Source organism: Nocardia asteroides, from assembly GCA_019930625.1.
GTDB lineage: Bacteria > Actinomycetota > Actinomycetes > Mycobacteriales > Mycobacteriaceae > Nocardia > Nocardia sputi.
Map to the genome: position 1 here is coordinate 716,845 of CP082844.1, position 21,041 is coordinate 737,885.

The 21,041-nt window shown below is 68.9% G+C and carries 23 protein-coding genes and 1 riboswitch; of the genes, 12 read left to right on the forward strand and 11 right to left on the reverse strand.

Annotation, left to right across the window (positions count from 1 at the left end):
• Positions 1-90 precede the first annotated feature (90 nt).
• The 3 genes from K8O92_03380 to K8O92_03390 all read left to right on the forward strand — a co-directional run bounded on the left by K8O92_03380 (position 91) and on the right by K8O92_03390 (position 2,549).
• The gene (locus tag K8O92_03380) at positions 91-795 is read left to right on the forward strand and encodes a TetR/AcrR family transcriptional regulator (protein UAK33055.1); all 705 of its coding nucleotides are present in this window, start codon (positions 91-93) and stop codon (positions 793-795) included.
• Positions 796-847: 52 nt separating this feature from the next.
• Positions 848-958: riboswitch (SAM riboswitch) on the forward strand.
• Positions 959-1,035: 77 nt separating this feature from the next.
• Entirely contained in the window at positions 1,036-1,395 is a 360-nt protein-coding gene (locus K8O92_03385; GenBank protein UAK33056.1) for a PLP-dependent transferase, read from the forward strand.
• A gap of 35 nt (positions 1,396-1,430) precedes the next feature.
• Positions 1,431-2,549, forward strand: coding sequence for a homoserine O-acetyltransferase (locus K8O92_03390; GenBank protein ID UAK35412.1), 1,119 nt, complete (start codon positions 1,431-1,433; stop codon positions 2,547-2,549).
• Positions 2,550-2,577: 28 nt separating this feature from the next.
• On the opposite strand, the gene K8O92_03395 is transcribed toward K8O92_03390, so the two are convergent.
• Complete coding sequence (locus tag K8O92_03395; GenBank protein ID UAK33057.1) at positions 2,578-2,955, reverse strand: helix-turn-helix transcriptional regulator; 378 nt, start codon at positions 2,953-2,955, stop codon at positions 2,578-2,580.
• 69 nt (positions 2,956-3,024) lie between these two features.
• Between K8O92_03395 and K8O92_03400 the strand changes: the two genes are divergently transcribed.
• Positions 3,025-3,672: a nitroreductase family protein gene (locus K8O92_03400; protein UAK33058.1), complete on the forward strand. Its 648-nt coding sequence runs from the start codon at positions 3,025-3,027 to the stop codon at positions 3,670-3,672.
• 51 nt (positions 3,673-3,723) lie between these two features.
• On the opposite strand, the gene K8O92_03405 is transcribed toward K8O92_03400, so the two are convergent.
• Positions 3,724-4,053 (reverse strand): DUF3017 domain-containing protein, encoded by a 330-nt coding sequence (locus tag K8O92_03405; GenBank protein UAK33059.1) that lies wholly within the window; start codon positions 4,051-4,053, stop codon positions 3,724-3,726.
• Positions 4,054-4,331: 278 nt separating this feature from the next.
• On the opposite strand from K8O92_03405, the gene K8O92_03410 reads away from it, so the two are divergent.
• The 5 genes from K8O92_03410 (at position 4,332) to K8O92_03430 (ending at position 7,549) form a co-directional block, all read left to right on the forward strand.
• Positions 4,332-5,063, forward strand: coding sequence for a DUF2071 domain-containing protein (locus K8O92_03410; protein ID UAK33060.1), 732 nt, complete (start codon positions 4,332-4,334; stop codon positions 5,061-5,063).
• A 231-nt stretch (positions 5,064-5,294) separates the two neighbouring features.
• Positions 5,295-6,197, forward strand: coding sequence for an NAD(P)-binding domain-containing protein (locus K8O92_03415; GenBank protein ID UAK33061.1), 903 nt, complete (start codon positions 5,295-5,297; stop codon positions 6,195-6,197).
• 183 nt (positions 6,198-6,380) lie between these two features.
• Entirely contained in the window at positions 6,381-6,557 is a 177-nt protein-coding gene (locus K8O92_03420; GenBank protein ID UAK33062.1) for a hypothetical protein, read from the forward strand.
• A gap of 70 nt (positions 6,558-6,627) precedes the next feature.
• Positions 6,628-7,071, forward strand: a complete 444-nt coding sequence (locus K8O92_03425) for a PIN domain-containing protein (GenBank protein UAK33063.1) — start codon at positions 6,628-6,630, stop codon at positions 7,069-7,071.
• 13 nt (positions 7,072-7,084) lie between these two features.
• Positions 7,085-7,549, forward strand: a complete 465-nt coding sequence (locus K8O92_03430) for a tRNA (cytidine(34)-2'-O)-methyltransferase (GenBank protein UAK33064.1) — start codon at positions 7,085-7,087, stop codon at positions 7,547-7,549.
• A 46-nt stretch (positions 7,550-7,595) separates the two neighbouring features.
• On the opposite strand, the gene K8O92_03435 is transcribed toward K8O92_03430, so the two are convergent.
• The 6 genes from K8O92_03435 to K8O92_03460 all read right to left on the reverse strand — a co-directional run bounded on the left by K8O92_03435 (position 7,596) and on the right by K8O92_03460 (position 14,455).
• A complete protein-coding gene (locus K8O92_03435; protein ID UAK33065.1) occupies positions 7,596-7,829 on the reverse strand; it encodes a DUF167 domain-containing protein in 234 nt (77 codons plus the stop codon).
• Positions 7,786-8,781 (reverse strand): DUF4349 domain-containing protein, encoded by a 996-nt coding sequence (locus tag K8O92_03440; GenBank protein UAK33066.1) that lies wholly within the window; start codon positions 8,779-8,781, stop codon positions 7,786-7,788. Before K8O92_03440 ends, K8O92_03435 begins: the two co-directional genes overlap by 44 nt.
• Before the next feature lie 87 nt (positions 8,782-8,868).
• Positions 8,869-12,231, reverse strand: coding sequence for an error-prone DNA polymerase (locus K8O92_03445; GenBank protein UAK33067.1), 3,363 nt, complete (start codon positions 12,229-12,231; stop codon positions 8,869-8,871).
• A 54-nt stretch (positions 12,232-12,285) separates the two neighbouring features.
• Complete coding sequence (locus K8O92_03450) at positions 12,286-12,741, reverse strand: hypothetical protein (GenBank protein UAK33068.1); 456 nt, start codon at positions 12,739-12,741, stop codon at positions 12,286-12,288.
• A gap of 121 nt (positions 12,742-12,862) precedes the next feature.
• On the reverse strand, positions 12,863-13,261 hold the full coding sequence (locus K8O92_03455; GenBank protein ID UAK35413.1) for a hypothetical protein: 399 nt from the start codon (positions 13,259-13,261) through the stop codon (positions 12,863-12,865).
• Positions 13,262-13,351: 90 nt separating this feature from the next.
• Complete coding sequence (locus K8O92_03460; GenBank protein ID UAK33069.1) at positions 13,352-14,455, reverse strand: FAD-dependent monooxygenase; 1,104 nt, start codon at positions 14,453-14,455, stop codon at positions 13,352-13,354.
• A 221-nt stretch (positions 14,456-14,676) separates the two neighbouring features.
• Here K8O92_03460 and K8O92_03465 point away from each other — a divergent pair, with 221 nt between their 5' ends.
• Positions 14,677-15,402, forward strand: a complete 726-nt coding sequence (locus tag K8O92_03465) for a TetR/AcrR family transcriptional regulator (protein UAK33070.1) — start codon at positions 14,677-14,679, stop codon at positions 15,400-15,402.
• Between the two features lie 223 nt (positions 15,403-15,625).
• A complete protein-coding gene (locus tag K8O92_03470; protein UAK33071.1) occupies positions 15,626-16,588 on the forward strand; it encodes an SDR family NAD(P)-dependent oxidoreductase in 963 nt (320 codons plus the stop codon).
• A gap of 73 nt (positions 16,589-16,661) precedes the next feature.
• Here the strand turns inward: K8O92_03470 and K8O92_03475 are convergent, their stop codons facing one another.
• Complete coding sequence (locus K8O92_03475; GenBank protein ID UAK33072.1) at positions 16,662-17,417, reverse strand: alpha/beta hydrolase; 756 nt, start codon at positions 17,415-17,417, stop codon at positions 16,662-16,664.
• A gap of 184 nt (positions 17,418-17,601) precedes the next feature.
• On the opposite strand from K8O92_03475, the gene K8O92_03480 reads away from it, so the two are divergent.
• Positions 17,602-18,300, forward strand: coding sequence for a class I SAM-dependent methyltransferase (locus K8O92_03480; protein ID UAK33073.1), 699 nt, complete (start codon positions 17,602-17,604; stop codon positions 18,298-18,300).
• Between the two features lie 27 nt (positions 18,301-18,327).
• Here K8O92_03480 and K8O92_03485 read toward each other — a convergent pair whose 3' ends face one another.
• Together K8O92_03485 and K8O92_03490 are read right to left on the reverse strand one after the other, a co-directional pair.
• The gene (locus tag K8O92_03485; GenBank protein UAK33074.1) at positions 18,328-19,929 is read right to left on the reverse strand and encodes a DNA polymerase Y family protein; all 1,602 of its coding nucleotides are present in this window, start codon (positions 19,927-19,929) and stop codon (positions 18,328-18,330) included.
• Between the two features lie 109 nt (positions 19,930-20,038).
• Positions 20,039-20,827 carry a hypothetical protein gene (locus K8O92_03490; protein UAK33075.1) on the reverse strand — a complete coding sequence of 263 codons (789 nt, stop codon included), beginning with the start codon at positions 20,825-20,827 and terminating at the stop codon, positions 20,039-20,041.
• Positions 20,828-21,041 lie beyond the last annotated feature (214 nt).

Sequence of the window (21,041 nt, forward strand, 5' to 3'; positions counted from 1 at the left end):
GAGCGACATTTGGCGTCAAGCGCAAAATGTCGTAGTACGACATTTGTCGGTTACGGACAGGAAAACGGCGCGTTGCGTTACCATGAGGACATGCTCGAGTCATCGGCGCCGATGGGCGCGGGCGCAGCGGCCGACCAGGCCCCGGCGACGGCAGGACTGCGCGAACGCAAGAAGCAGCAGACCAGGTTGCGCATCATGGCGGCCGCCCTCGATCTGTGTGATACGCAGGGCTTCGACGCGACCACCATCGAGCAGATCGCCAACGCGGCGGATGTCTCACCGCGCACGATCAACCGCTATTTCGACAGCAAAGAGGACATCGTCCTGGGGCCCGTCCACGACTTCGGGCGCACCATCGCCGAGACTCTGCGCGGAATGCCCCGCACGGGCAACGAGCTCGAGGCGTTGCGCGAGGCCTTCCTGCAGGTGGTCGATCGAGCCACCGAGGCCGGTCCGGCCGACCCGCTGTCGTTCCGGCAGTTCCAGAAGGTACAGCGGATTCTGCGCAGCAGTCCGTCGGTCAGCGCGCGCAGTCTCGAACACGCCGACGACAAGCGGACCGCGATCGCGGCGGTGGTCGCCGAGCGCCTCGGTGCCGAACCGGACGCCCGTGCGGTGCGGCTCATCGTCGGCACCTGGCAACTGATCGGCCATGTCGGCATGGAGTGCTCGGACGACTTGTTCCTGGACGAGGATCTGGCCACCGCGGCCGAAGCGGGACGCACCGCGTTCACCGAGACCTTCGACGAATTCGTGCGTGTCTGCCGCGTCGCGCCGCAGCCCGGCGGCGAGTGAAGTCGGTGGAGGATTTCGGAGGCTGACCGACCGCCGGTTATGATGCCGGGCAGGTCATGAGTACCAGCGCCAAGCCCCGGCTCGCTGATCGGCAACCCTCCAACCGCGGTGGGGTGCTCCGGGTGATGACCTGGCTCCCGAAAGCCGGGAGCAAGCGCGTAGTAGGAGGTCGCCGGCATGTGTTGTCGTACACACCGCTAACCCCCCGAATACCGGCGAACACCTTCTTGGGAGCAAACCATGAGTGAATCCATCGCGCCCGGGGCCGTGCAGGACCCGGTGCAGTGGTCCTTCGAGACCGAGCGCAGCCGTGCGGGCCGGACCACCGACGGCACGCACGCCCCCGCGCTGCCGGTCCAGCGGACCGGTTCGCACACCTTCGGCGACGCCGCGCGGGACGGATCAGCCCTGCACAGCCGCGTGGCTACCATCGGGGATGTGCGTCCCCTCGTGATTCACCGTGCGTCGATGACGCATTCTCAGCTCACCCTCGAGGCACAGCTCGTCCTCGGAGTCGCTTCCGGACCGGTCCGCTCCGCCGTCGGCGTCGAGACCATGCCGACCGATCTGCGCGCCGGTTTCGCGGCGGCGGCGACGTGACCGTGGGTACCGAACCGAGCGTGCGGGCCTCCGCCATCGTCCTGCCGCCCCCGGATGGACAGCTCGGCACCGTGGCCATCGGCGATGTGCGACTCGAGAACGGAGCGGTCATCCCGGACGTGCACCTCGCGGTGCAGCGCTGGGGTGAGCTCTCCCCCGCGCTGGACAACGTCGTGCTGGTCGAGCACGCCCTCACCGGCGACTCGCACGTCGTCGGTAGACCCGACGACGTGCACCCGATGCCCGGCTGGTGGGACGGCATGGTCGGGCCGGGCGCGCCGCTGGACACCGACGAATGGTGCGTGATCGCGACCAACGTGCTCGGCGGCTGTAAGGGCAGCACCGGGCCGTCATCGCTCGCTCCGGATGGGAAGGTCTGGGGCGCAAGGTTTCCCGAGATCTCCATCCGCGATCAGGTGACCGCGGAGGCCGCTCTGTTCGACCTGCTCGGCGTCGAGCGGCTCGCCGCCGTGGTCGGCGGGTCGATGGGCGGCATGCGGGTGCTGGAATGGATGGTCGGCGCACCCGAGCGGGTCGCCGCCGCGCTGGTCCTCGCCGTGGGCGCCCGCGCTACCGCCGACCAGATCGGCACCCAGACCACCCAGATCGCGGCGATCAAGGCCGATCCGGACTGGCAGGGCGGCGACTATCACGAGACCGGCCGCGCTCCGCTGACGGGCATGGCCCTGGCCCGGCGGATCGCGCACCTGACCTACCGCACCGAGTTCGAGCTCGATCACCGGTTCGAGAACAGACCTCAGGACGACGAGGACCCGTGGACCGGCGGCCGCTACGCGGTGCAGAGCTACCTGGATCACCAAGCCGAAAAGCTGTGCAAGCGTTTCGATCCCGCCACGTATGTGCTGCTGACCGAGGCGATGAACCGCCACGACGTCGGCCGCGACCGGGGCGGCATCGAGGCGGCGCTCGCCGCGACGCCGGTGCCCTGCGTGGTCGGCGGCGTCGACTCCGACCGGCTGTACCCGCTGCGGACCCAACAGGAACTCGCGGATCTCCTACCCGGCTGCGACGGACTCGAGGTGGTGCACTCGCGTGACGGGCACGACGGGTTCCTCACCGAGGCGGCCGCGGTGTCGAAACTGCTGACCGAGACCATGCGACTCGCTCGGGACGGCATCCGGACCAAGCGCTGACCGGCCCCGAGCATTCGGTGCCGGGCCGTCACCCCGCCGCTGCTCGTCGGGCCGCCTCGATCCGGTTGACGTTGGTTTCGATCCAGTCCCGCAGCGCCGCGATGGGCGTGCGCAGGCTGTGGCCGAGTTCGGTGAGCGTGTAGTCCACCCGGGGCGGGACGGTGGGATGCACTGTGCGCGTGACGAATCCATCGGCCTCGAGTTGGCGCAACGTCTGCGTCAGCATCTTCTGGGAGATGCCGCCGATCCGGTGGCGCAGGTCGGTGTATCGCAGGGTGCCGTCGGCGAGCGCGTCGATGATCAGCACCGTCCACTTGCCCGCGATGTGGTCGAGGACCTCCCGCGTGGGGCACTTCGCGGAGTACACATCGGCGGGCAGGCCGGAACTTTCCACGTAGGTGGGCACCTGATGGAGTGTAGCGCACTATAAAGTGCCGTCTTTCCATTGGAGTGTCACTCTCCGATAGTAAGAATCATGGAGATACAGCAGATTTCGGTGTCCGAAGCGATCCGGGGACGTCGTACAGTGCGGCACTACCGCGCCGACCCCGTCCCATCCGCACTTGTCGACGAGGTGGTCGAGTTGGCGATGCAAGCACCGAGTGCGTGGAACATGCAGGACCGGTCGATCGTGGTGGTGACCAGCGAGTCCGGCCGCGCGGCGCTGTCGGAGGCGGCGTTCGGCCAGCCGCAGCCGAGAGAGGCGCCGGTAGTGCTCGTCTTCGTCGCCGATCCCGCCGCCTGGCGCGACCACAACGCCGATATCGCCGAACTGGCCGGCCGAAACGGCGCGTGGAACGCCGAGTTCACCGCGTTGTTCGACGCGCGCGCCGAGTACCTGGCATTGGAGCAGCGCGGACTGCTGCGGGAGAACGCGGTCAAGAACGCGATGATCGCGGCCACCTACGCGATGCTCGCCGCCACCGGGCTCGGTTTGGCCTCCGCGCCGATGAACGGCTGGGACGCCGACCTGGTCAAGCAGGCCATCGGTATCGGCGACCGCGATGATCTCGCCATCGCGGTGCTGGTCACCATCGGCTACAGCGACGCCCACCCACCCCATCCCGGACGCCGTCCGCGCGAGCGAACGGTCTTCGCCGAGCGATACGCCGCTGCCCGCTGATCACGGAGGGGCGACTCGGCTCGGCCGGGTTGCCCTCCGATCGCCGACCTGTCAGCCGACGCCGAGCGTGTTGATCGTGGCCGCGAGGAACAGGATGCTCGAGCCGAGCAAAGTCAGCGCGCCGACGTCGAAGGGCTTGCTGCGCACCGCGAGCAACCCGACCCGCGCGGTCGGCAGGCACAACCGGAATGCCGCTGCCAGCAGCGTCGCACCGCCGAAGAAGAACGCCCCCCGCCGCCACCGATCGGACGCGACGAACACCACCGCCACCACGATGACGAGCGTCACGACGACCATAGGCAGATGGCAGCGCAAGAACTGCGCCCCGAGACTTCGTCGCCGGCCCCGGTGCTCCGTGATAGGCGTGTCGGCATCGGTCACGCCCCGATTCTTGCAGACCCCCTCGCCATTGACCGGCATCGGGCGTACGCGGACGATGCGCGTCGTACCCGGCGCGCTGCCCGCGTACGAAATACGAGGAGCCGCGTCATACGGTCACTCGACCGACGCCGGTCGAGCGCGTGCCTCCTGCTACCTCGATCGAGGGCGACCGATACGCGGGTCGGTGCTGGCACCTGCGCCTTCCGTGTACGGTCGAATGCGGAGGGGTTGGTACCGCATCAGCGGTGGAGACGGCTCCTGAGGAGAGGACCCGTTGCGTGTTGCCTCAGATCTCGAGCGTCATCGAGAGACGTCTTCTGGTCAATTACCGCGTCGAGCCCGACGTTGCGGCAAACCTGCTACCGGCGCCACTGCGACCGCATCTGGTCGGCGACTGGGCGATCGCGGGGATCTGTCTCATCCGGCTCGCTCAGGTTCGTCCGGTCGGGCTGCCCAGCTCGGTCGGGGTGCGCAGCGAGAACGCCGCGCATCGAGTAGCCGTCGAATGGGACGGCCAGGATGGGGTCGAAACCGGCGTCTACATTCCGCGCAGGGACAGCGGCTCACCCCTGAATGTGCTGCTCGGAGGACGCCTGTTCCCCGGTGTGCACAGCTTCGCCCGGTTCGATGTCCGGGAAACTGCACACGATCTGCACGTCGCCTACACGACCAGGGACAGGTCGACCCAGGTCAGTGTGGATGTACGCACGGCCGACGAGTTCGAGGGCAGCGCGGTGTTTCCCGATCTCACCGCCGCTTCGCAGTTCTTCCGCCAGGGCTGCACCGGTTTCTCCGCCGGCCGTGACGGCACGCGCCTCGACGGCCTCGAACTGAGGACGCACGAATGGCGGGTGCACCCGGCGCATACGCACGCTGTCCGGTCGACTTTCTTCGACGACCCGACCCGGTTCCCACCCGGCAGCGCGACTCCCGACTGCACGCTGCTCATGCGTGATGTCCCGGCCGTATGGAACACCACCGCGCCGATGCGGACCCCGGCAACCGCCTGATTCCGCTACGCCGAAAGCTCGCCACAACGACGGAGGCGGCCACCTCGACCACGGCGGCCGATTGTGACTCCGGTCATACGAGTTACGGCCGAGCCGCCGCTGTCTGGGCACTTACCTGGACGTACGCAACTCCTCCGAAAAGTGCGTACTTGTCGTCGTCGCTGGGTGAGCAAACACTCGGTCCTTGTCGCCAGGCCGTGAGTCGCACGGACACGGCACGATTGGAGTCGCATGATCGATCAAGAGACCGCGGTGACCGTGCTCGGCACGGGTTCGATGGGCTACGCCCTCGCAAAAGCCTTCCTCGCGACGGGACATTCGACCACCGTGTGGAATCGCAGCCCGCAGCGGGCGGCACCGCTGGTGGACGCGGGCGCGCACCAGCAGTTCGACATCGCCGACGCCATCACCGCCAGCCCGCTGATCATCACCTGTCTGACTACGTTTCAGGCGACCCGCGACAGCCTGACCGCCGCAGAGACCGAGCTGAGCGGGCGAACCCTCATCACTCTCAACAGCGGCGCCCCTGCCGACGCGCGGGACTTCGCGCGCTGGGCGACCGGCCGAGGGGCGCGTTTCCTCGGGGGCGCGATCAAGAACGTACCTGCGGCCGTCGGAAAGCCGGACACGCTGCTGTACTTCGGCGGCGACGAAGCCGTCTTCGACGAGCACAAACAGACACTGCGGGCACTCGGTGGCGACCTCGTCCATCTGGGCGCCGAACCGGACCTGGCCGCTCTCTACGAATCCGCCGTCGGCGCCACACTTCTCCCCGCACTGCTCGGATTCTTCGAAGGCGCGGCGGTATTGTCCGCGCGCGGTCTGGCAGCAGGCACCATGGTGCCGTATTCGATCAAATGGCTACAGATGATCGAGTCACTGCTACCGATCATGGCCGACGAGATCGACAGCCGGGACTACACCCGGCTCGGCTCATCGATCGCGTTGTTCCACACCGCGATCGGCGATGACGAGCGGCTCGGCGCGGAATCGGGCGTCGACATGTCCTGGCATGCTCCGATGCACGACCTGCTGCGCCGAGCGGTAGCCGAGGGCCGGGGCGAGCAGAGCATCACAGCGCTGATCCAGCTGCTGACGCCCGACCGCGAGCGGATCGACATCCGCGAAAGCTGACATCCATCCCGGAATGCGGGAGCGCTCGGCTCCGGCGCCACCGCTGTGGCGGCACCTTCACAATCCGCGGGTCACCGTTCGCAGAAAGGTCAGCGACTGCATGACAGCCCGTAGTGTCCGGTGCTCCGGCAGGGTAGCGCGTAGCCGACGCTATAGCGTGCAGTTCTCACTACAATCAGTCCCATGACCGCAGCGTACGACTACGAAGACCTGCATCGCCTGGTCGATCGACTCACACCGGACCAGGCGCATGCGTTGCGGGCTGTCGCGTCGCAATTGGTCGTTGCCGACACCGCTGAGGGGGCTCCGTCACCGAGCCTCCAGGTGAGCGGCGTCGACGCCTCTCGTTTGCCGGCATGATGCATGCTGAGCCAGATCTAGCGGTGAGATCGGAAGAGTTGCTCCGCGAGGAACGTGGTAGGCAAACCGAATGATCGTCTGCGACACAGGCCCGCTCGTCGCTGTGCTCAACAAGAACGACGCGGATCATCGACGCTGCCTTGATCTCCTCGAGACGCACCCCGGGCCCCTACTGGTCCCAGGTCCAGTTCTCGCAGAAGTTTGCTATTTTCTGGAGACCCGGGTCGGACCTGCGGCTGAGCCCAGATTCCTGGAATCTATAGCCGACGAGGAAATCGAACTCGTTGATCTCACCCGTGCCGATTTGCTGCGGATGGCCGAGTTGGTTCGAAAGTACGCCGACTTTCCGCTCGGTGCGGTCGATGCCGCCGTCCTGGCAGTCGCCGAACGACTTGACGTGAACGAAGTAGCAACATCGGATCGCCGACACTTCAGCGCGGTCCGAACCAATCACCCGGTTCCGCTCCGACTGCTGCCTGACCGACCGACGCGGTCGGTGGCTCAGGCGACCTGATTGACTGACACCCGTGTTCCATCTGATGTTCCACGAGCCGTGCATCCCGCCGAATACCGGCAACGCGATCCGGTTGGTGGCGGGGACCGGGTGTCATCTGCATCTGATCGAACCGTTGGGGTTCGAGCTGTCGGAGCCGAAGTTGCGCAGGGCCGGGTTGGACTACCACGATCTGGCGGCGGTGACGGTGCACGCGAATCTGGCGGCGGCGTGGGAGGCGTTGCGCCCGGAGCGGGTTTTCGCGTTCACCACCCAAGCCACCACCCGGTTCACGGACGTGTCCTACCGCGAGAACGACGTGCTGCTGTTCGGCACCGAGCCCACCGGCCTGCCCGCGGAGGTGCTGGCGGACTCACGCATCACCGAGCGGTTGCGTATACCGATGCTCCCCGGCCGCCGCTCCATGAACCTCTCCAACGCGGCCGCGGTGACCGTCTACGAAGCATGGCGCCAACTCGGCTTCCCCGGCGGCGTCTGATCATCTGCCGTGCCCAGGCATTCGCAGGCTCGCAGCGGGTGGGTCGTCAGGGACCGTCGATCTCGAAGCGCTTGAAGCGGGAGGTCGCGCCCACTGTCAGGCGGACGGCGGACTTGGGGACTCCGTAATACTCGGCGAGCAGCTCGATGGCCGCCTTGTTGGCTTTACCCTCGACCGCGGGCGCCCGCACGTACAGTTGCAGGCTGCCGTCGTCGAGGGTTTCCACCAGCGGGCCTTTACGGCTGTTCGGCTTGATCGTCGCCCTTACCACCGTGGGCACGCTTGCCTCCTGCGCTGGTTTCCGCGTCTTGGGGGGATGCGGCGCTGCTTGCGGGCTCCGCGAGAGCCGGTGCGGATTCTTCCCTGCTCGAAGCGGGCTTACGACGCCGCACCAGCCGCGCGATGCCCCACACCACGGCGACCGCCACCGCGAGGAAGCCGAGCCAGGGAATCGCTTTGCCGCTGAACACGACCGCGTCCTGCAACCAGTTCACCAAGGAGTGCCAACCGGAGACGATGCCGTCCCAGAAACTGTCGGGATCGTCGTCGGACTTGTTGTGCTCGCTGGTGATCTCGATGGTCAGCGTGGACAGGGCGACCTGGTCGTCGAGCCGCCGCTTCTGCGCGGTGAGGCTGTCCAGCTCGCCTTGGCGGCTGGACAGCGCCTGCTCGGCGGCGATCAGGTCGGAGGTGGTGGTGGCGCCCGCGATGAGCGCTCGCAGCCGCTCGACCGAGGTTTGCAGCGCCTTGATCCTGGCGTCCAGGTCCTCCCACTGCATGGTGACGTCGTCGCGGTTGGTGGTGACCCGGGTGACCTGCCCGACGCCGCCGAGGTCGGCGATGAACGCGTCGGTCTTGTCCGCGGGCATCCGGACGACGAGCGTGGCGCTGGGCTCGGTGTCGTCGGTGCCGGGCTGCTCGGTACGGCTGTCGACCCGGCCGCCCGCCGCACGCACCCGGTCGATGATCGTGCCGGCCGCGGCGACCGGAGCGTCGGCGGTGATCTCGACGGTGCCGGTGATCACCTCCTTGCGCGCGGACATCGGTTCACCGCCGGAGTTGTCCCGCTTCGGCGGCGCCAGCTCGTGGACCCCGGGAGGCACGATCGCGGGGGCGGGCCCGGTGACTATCGCCGACGACCGATCCGGGGCGGGCGTCGCGTCCTCGTCACCGCAGCCGGCGAGCAGAATCAACCCCAGCACGCCGACGCACAGCACAGCAAGCTTCCTCATGCCTGGCACAGTAGCCCTTTACGCTGCGCGGACAGCCCCGCATGAGCATTTCCTAGAACGCTTCTAACACTTCTCTAAAGCACTGGCTCAACGGAAGTCGCGCGACTTGGATGTCATCCGCAGATCCATCCGCTGCAGATGTTCGGCGACCACGCTGACCACGCCCTCGGCATTCTGCACCCGGCCGCGGATGAGCAGGGCGGCAGCGCCTTGGGCGAGGCGGCGGTAACGGCGCCACAGCCCCAGCGAGCAGACGATGTTCACCATGCCGGTCTCGTCTTCCAAGTTGAGGAAGGTGACGCCTTCCGCGGTGGCCGGACGCTGCCGGTGCGTCACAGCACCGCCCACCAGTACCCGGGAACCGTCGGGCACGTCGAGCAGGCGCTCGGCTGGTACGACGCCGAGAGCGTCCAGCTTCGGGCGCAGAAACTGCGTCGGATAACTGCCCGGCGAGACGCCCGTGGCCCAGACGTCGGCGGCGGCCATCTCCAGATCGCTCATGCCGGGCAGGGCGGGCGCGGTGGTGACCGCGCCGGTACCGGGCAACCGGTCCGGACGCTCGCCAGCGGCGGCGCCCGCCGCCCAGAGCGCTTCACGTCGGGTGATGCCGAGGCTGCCGAGCGCGCCCGCCGTGGCGAGCGATTCCGCTTGGGCGACAGTGAGTTCCACCCGACCGGTCAGGTCGAGGAACGATGTGTAGGGTCGCTCGCCCCTGGCGGTGACGATGCGCTCGGCGAGGTCGTCGCCGATCTGGCGGACCGCGGCGAGACCGAGGCGCACCTCGGCGCCGTCCGCCTCGAGGGTGGGTTCGGCGCGGCTGGCGTTGACATCGGGACCGTGCACCGCGACCCCGTGCCTGCGGGCGTCGGCGACAAGTGACTGCGGTGAGTAGAAACCCATCGGCTGGGCGCGTAGCAGACCCGCGCAGAAGGCGGCGGGATGATGCAGTTTGAACCAGGACGAGTAGTACACGAGCGCGGCGAAACTCTGCGAATGACTCTCCGGGAAACCGAAATTCGCGAAGGCGTAGAGCTTCTCGTAGATGCGGTCGGCGACCGCGCCGGTGATGCCGTGGCACTCGCGCATGCCTTGATAGAGCCGCGACTTCAGGCGCTCCATTCGTTCGGTAGAGCGCTTCGACCCCATGGCGCGGCGCAGTTGATCAGCCTCGACGGCGGTGAATCCGGCGACATCGACGGCCATCTGCATGAGCTGCTCCTGGAACAGCGGCACGCCGAGCGTGCGTTCCAGCGAATTCTTCAGCGCCGGATGGTCGTAGACGATGTCTTCCACGCCGTTGCGCCTGCGGATGTAGGGATGCACCGACCCGCCCTGGATCGGGCCTGGCCGGATCAGCGCCACCTCGACCACCAGGTCGTAGAAGCTGCGCGGTTTCAGCCGGGGCAGGGTGGCCATCTGCGCGCGCGACTCGACTTGGAAGACGCCGACCGAGTCCGCGCGCGAGAGCATCTCGTAGACCTCGGGTTCGGCCAGGTCGAGCGCGTGCAGCTCGACGGTCTCGCCTTTGTGCTCGCGCACCAGGTCGATCATGTAGTGCAGCGCGGAGAGCATGCCGAGCCCGAGCATGTCGAACTTCACCAGATCGATGGCCGCGCAATCGTCCTTGTCCCACTGCAGGACGCTGCGGCCGGGCATCCGCGCCCATTCCACCGGGCAGACGTCGGCGATCGGCCGGTCGCAGATCACCATGCCGCCGGAGTGGATGCCGAGATGTCTGGGCAGCCCCTCGATGTCGGCGGCCAGTTCCAGCACCTCGGCGGGGATGTCGGTGTTCGTCTCGGCGCCCACACCTGTCCAGCGGCTCACCTGTTTGCTCCACGCGTCCTGCTGACCGGGCGAAAAACCCAGCGCCCGTGCGGCGTCGCGCACCGCGGACTTGCCGCGATAGGTGATCACGTTGGCCACCTGCGCGGCGTACTCGCGGCCGTACTTGCGGTAGACGTGCTGGATCGCCTCTTCCCGTCGGTCGGATTCGATATCGACATCGATATCCGGCGGACCGTCGCGCTCCGGGGAGAGAAAGCGCTCGAACAGCAACTGGTTGCGCACCGGGTCGACATTGGTGATGCCGATCGCGTAGCAGACCGCGGAGTTGGCCGCCGAACCGCGGCCCTGGCACAGGATGTCGCTGTCTTTGCAGAAGCTGACGATGTCGTGCACCACCAGGAAGTAGCCGGGGAATTCCAGCTTGCCGATCACCGCGAGCTCGTGCTCGATCTGCCGGTAGGCCTCCGGGTTCCGCTCGGGGGCGCCGTAGCGCGCCGCGGCGCCCGCCATGGTGAGTTCACGAAGCCAGGACTGCTCGTCGTGTCCGGCGGGCACGTCGAAGGGCGGCAGGTGCGGAGCGATCAGCTTCAGGTCGAAGGCGCATTCGCGGGCCAGGGTCACCGCGTTCGCCACCGCCTGCGGGCAGTCCGCGAACAACCGCGCCATTTCCGCTCCGGACCGCAGGTGCGCGCCGCCCGCCGGGGCCAGCCAGCCCGCTATCTCGTCCAGGCTCTGCCTGGCCCGGATCGCCGCGAGCGCCATGGCTCGGCGGCGCTGGCCCGGTGCGGCGAAATGCGCTCCGGTGGTGGCGAGCACGGGCAGCCCGAGGCGATCGGCCAAAGCGATGAGGTGGGCGTTGCGCTCGTCGTCCTCCGGGATGCCGTGGTGGGTGAGTTCCACGCTCACCCGGTCGGCGCCGAAGCGGTCGGTCAGCTCGCGCAGCGCGGCTTCCGCGCGCTCGAGCCGGGTGCTGCCGGTGCGCAAGTCGAGTTCGAGCGCTCGGCGTAGGTGTCCCTTCCGGCATCCGGTCAGGATGTGCCAGTGCCCCTCGGCCGCCGCGGTGAGCGTATCGAGGTCGTAGCGCAGGATGCCTTTCTCTCCCGCGGCCATGTGCGCGGCGGCGATCTCGCGGGAGAGCCTGCGATAACCCTCTTGGCCGCGGGCCAGCACCAGTAGGTGCGGCCCGGCCGGGTCCGGCGCGCCGGTGCGCGGTGCGGAGTCGCGGGCGGCGGCGTGCCCGCGTTCGGTGCCGGAAAGGCGCGGTTCGTCTGCCGTGCCGAGCGACAGTTCGGCTCCGAAGACCGTGGGCATCCCCCATTCCTTGGCCGCCTCCGCGAAACGGACGGTGCCGTAGAAGCCGTCGTGGTCGGTGAGCGCGATCGCCGCCAAGCCGAGCCGCACCGCCTCCTCCACCAGCTCCTCCGGATGGCTCGCCCCGTCCAGGAAGCTGTAGGCCGAATGCGCGTGCAACTCCGCGTACGGAACCGGCGATTCCTCGGCGCGGCGCACCGGCTCGGGACGGTACTCCCCGCGCTTGCGCGACCACGCCGGGCTGTCGCCGCCGTCGCCCGGATACATCGCGTCGGGACTCGTCCGCCCGGACCGCCCGGACAGCACCCGCTCCATCTCCGCCCAGCTGGGCGGACCGTTGCCCCAGCCCACAACCCACCTCCTCACCTCGAACATACATTCGAAGAATGGCGATGTACAGGCAGGTCAGCGCGCCGGGAGAGGTTCGACGGAACCGGCGGCCAAGGCGTCCTCGACGCCGCGCAGGCGAGCTCGGATGAGCGCGCCGTAGGCATCAGAGGCCAGGACGTCGAGATGTCCGCGCGCGATGGCCAACTGCATTCCGGCCACTTCGAACTCGCCGACCCGGCGATGACTGTCGGCCAGGTTCAGATAGAGCGCCGGCAGGAAGCCGCGCAGGCCTTCGTCCAGCGGCACGCCGGGCCCGAACACCGCGGCCAGCGCGCGCTGATCCCAGCGCAGCGCCTCGGCGGCCTCCTCCTGGAGGTCGGCGAGATGATGGGCGATCACGCAGCGGTGCAGGGCATCCGCGCGTTCGCCGAGCTCGTCCCAGAGCTTTTCCAACGCCCGTCGCCCCGCCGCGGGGTCGACGCCACCGAGCCGCACCGCGGCAAACACCTCCGCCATCCGATCGTCCGACATGCCGCTGAGTATCGCACATATGTTCGAACGTTTCGACCGTTGTTCGATACGTTTCGCCCCGGGAAAATTCCCGCGCGCGTGGGGTTCTCCGGAACCAGCGGCGTCGTTGCGGGCGGCGATTTCAGGCGGTGCTCGGGCGCCGCGACGGCGCCATGCTCGCGGCGAGCAGGGCTGTGAGCAGGATGAGCGCCATGAAGACCTGTCCGTGCAGGCCGAGGACGAAAAGGGTGCGGTCGGCGAACTCGGGATCGTGGGTCGCGGTATCGGGGAACAAGAGCGCGCCGATCATGCCGAGCCACGGTGTAGCCACAACCGCGGCGGCGCACAGCAGCCGGCCGCGCGGATCCAGGCCCGGCCGCAGGGTGAGCGTCAGGCCGATCACGCCGAGGAGCACCGTCATCACCATGTACTGGGCGTCGTGGAACTTCGCGTGCGGCGGCCAGCCGGGATTGAAGGCGTGCTGTGCGGCCAGATCGGGGATGACCAGGTCCGCGAGTACGGCGCTGACCATCGTGATCACCGCGACGGCGGCGATCACCATTCGGGGAAGGGGCATCGAGCGGGCCTTTCGTCTCTCAGGTAACGGGGGTGCCGCGTTTCTCGCGCAGACTCAGATCGCCCAGGTGTAAGCGGGGGTGATCGAGCGACCCAAGAGCGCGCTGGGCAGCAGCGGTAGAGCGGTGTCGCGCAGCGTTGCCAGCGCTGGTGATGTCCAGTGCGCCGGAGCGCCGACCCGGCGCGAGAGCCGGGTGATCCTCTGAGTGCGCGGCCTGCGGAGGCGGTCGTATTCCGCCAGCCCCGCGTCCACGCCGAGGGTGTCCACGGCCCCGGCGAGCGTGACCGCGTCCTCGAGTGCCTGGCACGCACCCTGCCCCAGGTTGGGAGCCATGGCGTGCGCGGCATCACCGAGAATCGCGACCCGCCCGCGGACGTACGTGCGCAGCTTCGGCAGTTCATGGGTGTCGTGCTGCAGAACGGCATCCGTGGGCGCGGCGTCGAGCAGAGCCGGAATGGGGTCGTGCCAGCCCGCCAACAGTGCGCGGAGCCGATCCAGGCCCGCGCGCGATCCAGCCGGAGCGTTGGCCATCACATAGCAGTAGACGCGGCCGTCCGGCATCGGCACGTACCCGAATCGTTCGCCTCTGCCCCATGTTTCGACACTTCCCTCGACCGGATGAGGTGCGGTGAGCAGGCGCCAGGTGGTGTATCCGACGTAGCGCGGTCCGGGCGCCTGCGGCCAGACCGACCGCCGGGTCACGCTGTGCACACCGTCGGCGCCGATCACGAGATCCGCGGTGGCGGTGCCGTGGTCGTGGTGGACCGTGCCGTCGGACAGCACCTGCCGCACGGTCGTTCCCGGCCGCAGCACGTGCGCGGGCACGGCCGCGCGCAGGATGTCCACCAGTGCGGCGCGGTGGAGGATCGCCCACGAGCCGAAGCGCCGTTCGAGGTCATCGACGTCGTTGCGGATCAGCCAAGCCCCGTTCGCACTGCGGATGCCCAGCGGTGGGCCGGCCCGTCGGCCGGTGCGCAGCCGATCACCGAGGCCGAGCGCGTCGAGGGCACGCACCCCGTTGGGCTGGATCGACAGCCCCGCACCGATTTCGGTGAACTCCTGCGCGCGCTCGAATACCTCGACCTGCCAGCCACGCCGGTGCAACGCCACGGCCGCGGCCAGCCCGCCGATACCGCCGCCCACCACGAGCGCCTTCATCGCCGCCCCTTCCGATCGCAGGCCGCCCCGCCGCCATCGCACAGACGAGCGGACCTGGACTGCCGCCACCACACCGCCGTCGTGACCAGCACCACGGCCGGGAACACCCACCACCAACGATCCACGCCAACTCCTAGAGGTTCTAAATCTTTTAGAGCCATTAGACAATCAAAGAGTGTCTAAGCTGTCAACAGGCGTGCTGGATCGAAAGAAGGGCGAGGATGTCGACACGAACCGGCGGCAGGCGCGAGCGGATGCGCAAGGCCACCTTGGAAGAAATCCACGACGCGGTGCGCAAACTCCTGGTCGAGCAGGGGTCGGCGGCCGTGACCATCAACGCGGTCGCCAGACAGGTCGGGATGAGCGGGCCGTCTCTCTATCACTACTACTCCAGCCATGACGCGCTGGTCGGGGCGGTGACCGCGGACCTCTTCGATGAGCTGGCCGCCACGATGGAACAGGTCCGGGACGCTCACGCCGACGCACCGATCGGCGAGCGCATTCTGGCGGTCTGCCGCGCCATGCGCGCTTGGGCGATCACTCACTCGGCCGAGTTCGGCTGGATCTTCGCCGCCCCGATCGCACCGCCGAACCGGCAACCGGATTCCGAACGCCACCGAGCGGGGCAACGGTTCGAGCGGGTGCTACTGGATCTGACGATCGAACTGTGGCAGACGCGCCCTTTCCCGGTGCCCGATCCGGCCGAACTGCCCCCGTCCTTACGCGAGCAGCTCATCGCCTATTCGGCCGCTATCGAGGAAAAGCTGCCACCCGAGGCCGCGCACGTGTTCCTGTCCTGCTGGATCCGGTTGTACGGGCTGCTGTGCATGGAGGTCCTGCACCAGCTGGACTTCGCGTACTCCGATCTCGAACCCGTCTACGAGGAATGCCTACGCGACCTGACCAGCATCCTGGGCCTGGCGCTTCCCGAGCGACCATCCGCATAACCGTCCCCGGATCACCCCGGCTTGCGGAACACATCTCGCACTTCACAGGCCGACGATCACGTTCCTCGACAGCGGGGCCAGCCGAGGACGACGAAGCGATCCGCCCGGTCTCAGTGATCGCACTGGCACAACAGGTGAGCAGGCCCGACTGTGACGAGGAGCACTTGGCACCCAACTTACCTCGGAGTAAGTTCTTGCCTACCAGACCTGCGAAGGAGCAGCGATGACCGACGCATCCGCCGACCCCGCCCGGCGCCGCGACCGCGACCTCACCGGGCGACACGTCCTCATCACCGGAGCGTCCTCCGGCATCGGCCGGGCAGCGGCGACGGCGATCGCGAGCAAGGGCGCCATTGTGTTCCTGCTCGCCCGCCGCGGTGACGAACTCGCCTCCGTGGTCGAGGAGATCAGGTCAGCGGGCGGCTCGGCCTACGGGTATTCCTGCGACGTCACCGATTCCGATTCGGTGGACCACGTGATCGAGACCGTCCTGGACGAGCACGGCCACGTGGACATGCTGGTGAACAATGCGGGCCGCTCGATCCGCCGCGCCATCCACCGCTCCACCGACCGGCTGCACGACTTCGAACGCACCATGGCCGTCAACTACTTCGGCGCGCTGCGGCTGACCCTGGCCCTGCTGCCGCAGATGCGGGAACGCAAGTTCGGGCACATCGTCAACATCAGCAGCGCCGGCGTGCAGGTGGCCACGCCGCGATTCTCCGCGTATCTGGCCAGCAAGGCGGCGCTGGACAAGTTCACCGAGGTCGCGGCCGTCGAGACCATGGCCGACGGCGTCACGTTCACCACCATCCACATGCCGCTGGTGCGCACGCCGATGATCGCCCCGAGCGGCGATCAGGGCCCCGCCGAGTCTCCCGAGTGGGCCGCCGCTACCGTCGTGCGCGCGCTGACCGAACGGCCCAAACGTATCGATGTGCCGCTGGGCACCATCGCCGAATACGGCGCGCTGCTCACTCCGAAGATCCGCGACCGCATTCTGCACCGCTATTACCGCGCCCTGCCCGACTCCCCCGCGGCCAAGGGCGAGCAGACCGCGTCCGGCGACGAGCCGGCCGAACCCGCCGCCACGCTCACCCGGCCCCGGCCTCGGTCGACCGCCCGCCGCGTCACGGGGACAGCACTGCGGCGCGCTGCCCGGTGGGTGCCCGGGACGCATTGGTGAACTCGGCTGTCCGGACGCTCCCGTCCTGGGACGGCGGTGCCCGGCAGCTGAACGTCGACCGCGCGGCCCCTGCTCAGCCCGCCAGGAAGGGCCGGACGGCGGCGGCGAACTCCCAGTAGCGGTCGCGATGGATGCTGTGCCCGCAAGCGAACGTGGTCACCGTGCAGTTCCGCAGGGCGGCTCGCAGGTCGGTGAGCTTATCCGGATCCACCATGCCGCCCGGCCCGCCGCACAACACCAGGGTCGGCGCGGTGATGTCGGAGAGCCGGTCCCACCACTCCGGGTTCGGCTTGCGGAACTGCTCCAACGCGGTCTTCGTCATGGAGCGGTCGAACGCGATCACCGCGCGCGGGTGCCGGACCAGACTCGAGGTGGCGTGCCACAGTTCGGGCACTCTGGGGAAGCGACGGGTCAGGCGCAATTCCTCGGCGCCGGATTGCAGCGGGAGCGGACACTCCTCGATGACCAGCCTGCGCACCAGCTCCGGCCGGTCCTGCGCGACGCGCGAGACCGCGTAGCCGCCGAGCGAATGCCCGACCAGATCCACCGCGGGCAACTCCAGATGGTCGCAGAGGCGCAGCAGATCTTCACCGAAGTCGTCGAAGCGATAGGAATCGGCGTGTGAGCTACGGCCGTGCCCGCGGAGATCCGGTATGAGCACTCGGCGTCCGGATTGCACCAGGACACGCGCGAACCGGTCCCACGTATGCCCGTCGCCGCCCATGCCGTGCACCAGCATCACGGGGATGTCGCTGACCGCGCCCACTCCCGAATCCCGAAAGGCGATCCGCACATCTCCGAATGCCACCTGGTCCAGCGTCGAATCCACGACCAACGAGGATACTGGCCGTCATGCGCTCGCCTGCACGGTGTAGCGCGGATCACTCCCCGGCAAAAACATGGTGGGGGAAGTGCTTCCGAGCACCGATGTCACGGCACCCAAGGTGACAACGGTGTTTCGCGGCTCGGTAAATGCCTGGCGTGGGTGCGAGCCCGCAACGATACTCGGCCGCATGCCCTCCTTCGCCGATTTCGACCGCCGTGACTACCGCACCGTCGACGTCGCCACCGGGTACGACGGGTGGGCGCCCACCTACGAGCAGACGGTTCTGGACGAGATGGATCTCGCTTTGCTCGGGCGATTGCACCTCGACCTCGGCCGGGTGCGGCGCGCGGCCGACCTCGGCTGCGGCACCGGGCGCACCGGAACGTGGTTGCGGGGCCACGGGATAACGCACATCGACGGGGTGGACGTGAGCCAGGGGATGCTGACGCTGGCCGCCGAACGCGACGTCCACACCACGCTGACCCTCGCCGACGTGCGGTCCACCGGTCTGCCGGAAGGCGCCTACGACCTGGTGATCGCGTCGCTGATCGACGAACACCTACCGGAGTTGGCGCCGTTCTACGCGGAGGCGTGGCGGCTGGCCGCACCGGGCGCGCGGTGTGTACTGGTCAGCTACCACCCCCAATTCATCATGGTGTCCGGCATGCCGACGCACTACACCGATCCTTCCGGCGAACCGGTGGCGATCAGCACCCACTTGCACTTGATCAGCGAGCACCTGTCGGCAGGCTTGGCCGCCGGATGGGTCCTCACCGAGGTCGCCGAGGCACTGGTGGATGACGCGTTCGTGGCCCGGAAGCCGAAATGGGCCGCCCTGCGCGGACATCCGTTCACCATGGCGACGGTGTGGTCGCGTCCGGCGTGAACTCGCTGCCGTCCACCCACTGCGCCGTCAGTCGTAAAGCCCCTCGGCGCGCCAGGTTCGGTCGTGGTAGACCAGCAGCAGCACTCGACCGGCGTCGGGGGCGGCGTCGAGTTGGACCTGTGCGCGAGCGGTGAATTCCGCGTCGTCCGAATCGGGCGCCCACCAGCGTTCGTCCACCGGCCACGGTCCCGCCCAGGCGGTCAGCCGCCACTGTTTGCTTCCCCAGCGCAGCAGGACGGGGTCGGCGTCGAACATGGCGCGGTCGGTGACTTCGACGAGCGTGCCGTCGGCGGCTTCCAACCGCACCAGCGGACGGTTCAGCAGGATCACGGCGGGGGCGGGCTCGGGCAGCCGGCCCGGCCAGGGCTGCGCGGGGTCGGCCGCGGGGACGAGTTCGTCGCCGAGCGCGACCATGGTGATTCGTTCGGCGGGGCCGCGTCCGCCGCTGAGCACGCCGATCCGCACCGCTTCCCCGCCCAGCAGCCCCTGCACCCGGATCAGCGCGCGGCGGGCGCGCTCGTCCTCCTCCCCGGCCCCGCCCCACAACCCGAGTTGCAGCGCGCCCGCCGTGACCACCTCGACGGGTTCCAGCCGCAGCACCGTGATCGGCGCGGTGGGCCGCGCACCGTCCCGCCGGGTGAGCCAGCCGTCGAGCTGCCAGCGCACCCGATCCGCCGTGCCCTCCGGAGTGAGCGGCTCGGCGCATCGCCAGATCCGGGAGAGATGCTCTCCCGCCGCGGTTTCCGCGTGCACCGAAAGCCTGGTGCAGGCCAGCCCGGCAGCCGCGAGCGCGGCGTGCAGCCGGGTGGCGAGCAGGCGACCCGCGAATGCGGCCGCGTCGACCCGCTCGATCGGCGGATCACAGCGGTACTCCACCACCAGCTCCGGCGGTGGCTGCCGCGCGGACGGCGGACGCTCCGGCTCGGCCCTGGCGCAGCGATGCGCGAGCACGGCGTCGGTCCCGAACCGGGAGGCGACCTCCGCGGCGGAAAGCGCGGCGAAGTCACCGATGCGGCGCAAACCCAAGCGGTGCAACAGATCGACGAGGTCGGCGCGTTCCGGGGCGGCCAGGCTCGGCTCGACCGCGAGTTCTCCCACCGGCAGCGGTGCGAGAAAACGCGCTCCCGCCCCCGTGGGCACGATCTCGGCGCGCCGGGCGGCGATCACCGCCGTGGACAGCTCGTCGGCGATCCCGATCTGCGCTTCCGCCCCGGCCACGGCCACGGCGTCGACCAGGCGCTCGGCCGCCGTCTCCTCGGATCCGAAGAACCGCGCCGCACCGCGCGCGCCGAGCACGAGCAACCCGGGGCGCAGCACTTCCACGCCGGGCATCGCCGCGGCCACGGCCGCGACCACCGGTTCGAACAGTCGCGCGTCCCGATCCTGATCCTGCTGGGTGAGGAACAGGTCGGGGCATCGTGCTTGCGCCTCTCTGCGCTTCAAGCCGCGGCGCACGCCTTCGGCTCGCGCGATCGCCGAACACGCCACCACCCGGTTGGCGAACAACACCGCCACCGGCCGCGTGGCGGGCAGTCCCGCTGTCGCCGCCGCGGCGACCGCGGGCCAGTCCGGGCACCACACAGCGAGCACCCGCTTCGACCCAGGCCGGATCACGGCGCCGCGCTGCATTCGTCCCCCGCCGCTCGCGGTCCACGACGACCGGCGAGTCCTCGATGACGCACGAGCTCGGCGAAGGCGCTCGAAGCATCGGGCCGGCGTTCGAGATCCTCCGCCGCGTTCACGAGACCGCTTCCGCTGTCTCGATGGCTTCGACGGTCCGGGCCGCCTTCTCGCGCAGCACCCATTCCACGCGCCCCGCCTTCGGGCACAGATCCAGCCGTCCGCGCCGCGGCGGTCCCGACTTGCCCCGCACCTCGACCGTCAAGCCGAGCGAGCGCAAGCGTCCGCGCCCGCGGCCGAGACCGGCATAACCCGCGATGCGGGCGTCGAGCCGGAGGGACGCGCCGGGCCAGCGGCCGTCGGCGACCACGAGGGTGGCGCCTTTGCTGCGGGCGCGGGCGGCGAGCACCCGGCTGCGGGCGGGCGCGACGGCGCCGCCGCCGAGCCCGAGCACGACCAGATCGAGCCCGTCGAGCAATACCGCGGCAACCTCCACCGGGTCCGGGCCGGGATCGGCGATCACGGCCAGCCGCCGCAACTGCGCCCCCATCTCCACCGCGGCGAGCAGACCGAGCCGGGGCATACCCACGACAGCGGCATGCCCTCCATCCGCCGTCACGGCGGCGAGCAAACCGGCCAGCAGCGAACTCGCCCCCGTGTACGCCACGACAGAACCCTTGGCCAAGCCACCATCGGGCAACAGCGGAGCGAGCGCTGCGGGCACCGGCAATGCCGCTCCGCTCGATCCGGCGCCGAGCGGAGCCCGCTGCGCCGCCGCTTCCCCGCGCCCCGGCACCGCGGCCATGCGTCTGCGCAGATCGGCTAACGAGGGGGCGCCCTCCCGCCCACCACCGCGCGGCAGCGCGCCCCGATTCACCCCTCCCTGCGATATCGCATCCGAACCCATCACAACCACCTACTTCCCACGATGGACCCGAGGCGAAGCATGCGGAGCGGCCCTCGCGATTCGAGCGGCAGCACCGATCCAGCTATCGATCGATATCGAATATACGTTCGATACGGACTCAGTAGAAACCGACCCCCAGGTTTCGTCAAGGGCTCGGCAGGTTCGTGTCGTGGCAACGGGCGCGCGACACCGGCATCGAACGGAAACGGCCCCG

What these genes read in the sequence shown, in the direction of transcription:
- K8O92_03460 (UAK33069.1), bottom strand. Translation starts at nt 14,455, where the DNA reads ATGAAGGCGCTCGTGGTGGGCGGCGGTATCGGCGGGCTGGCCGCGGCC.
- K8O92_03465 (UAK33070.1), top strand. Translation starts at nt 14,677, where the DNA reads ATGTCGACACGAACCGGCGGCAGGCGCGAGCGGATGCGCAAGGCCACC.
- K8O92_03420 (UAK33062.1), top strand. Translation starts at nt 6,381, where the DNA reads ATGACCGCAGCGTACGACTACGAAGACCTGCATCGCCTGGTCGATCGA.
- K8O92_03380 (UAK33055.1), top strand. Translation starts at nt 91, where the DNA reads ATGCTCGAGTCATCGGCGCCGATGGGCGCGGGCGCAGCGGCCGACCAG.
- K8O92_03425 (UAK33063.1), top strand. Translation starts at nt 6,628, where the DNA reads ATGATCGTCTGCGACACAGGCCCGCTCGTCGCTGTGCTCAACAAGAAC.
- K8O92_03470 (UAK33071.1), top strand. Translation starts at nt 15,626, where the DNA reads ATGACCGACGCATCCGCCGACCCCGCCCGGCGCCGCGACCGCGACCTC.
- K8O92_03400 (UAK33058.1), top strand. Translation starts at nt 3,025, where the DNA reads ATGGAGATACAGCAGATTTCGGTGTCCGAAGCGATCCGGGGACGTCGT.
- K8O92_03385 (UAK33056.1), top strand. Translation starts at nt 1,036, where the DNA reads ATGAGTGAATCCATCGCGCCCGGGGCCGTGCAGGACCCGGTGCAGTGG.
- K8O92_03450 (UAK33068.1), bottom strand. Translation starts at nt 12,741, where the DNA reads ATGTCGGACGATCGGATGGCGGAGGTGTTTGCCGCGGTGCGGCTCGGT.
- K8O92_03440 (UAK33066.1), bottom strand. Translation starts at nt 8,781, where the DNA reads ATGAGGAAGCTTGCTGTGCTGTGCGTCGGCGTGCTGGGGTTGATTCTG.
- K8O92_03485 (UAK33074.1), bottom strand. Translation starts at nt 19,929, where the DNA reads ATGCAGCGCGGCGCCGTGATCCGGCCTGGGTCGAAGCGGGTGCTCGCT.
- K8O92_03415 (UAK33061.1), top strand. Translation starts at nt 5,295, where the DNA reads ATGATCGATCAAGAGACCGCGGTGACCGTGCTCGGCACGGGTTCGATG.
- K8O92_03480 (UAK33073.1), top strand. Translation starts at nt 17,602, where the DNA reads ATGCCCTCCTTCGCCGATTTCGACCGCCGTGACTACCGCACCGTCGAC.
- K8O92_03490 (UAK33075.1), bottom strand. Translation starts at nt 20,827, where the DNA reads ATGGGTTCGGATGCGATATCGCAGGGAGGGGTGAATCGGGGCGCGCTG.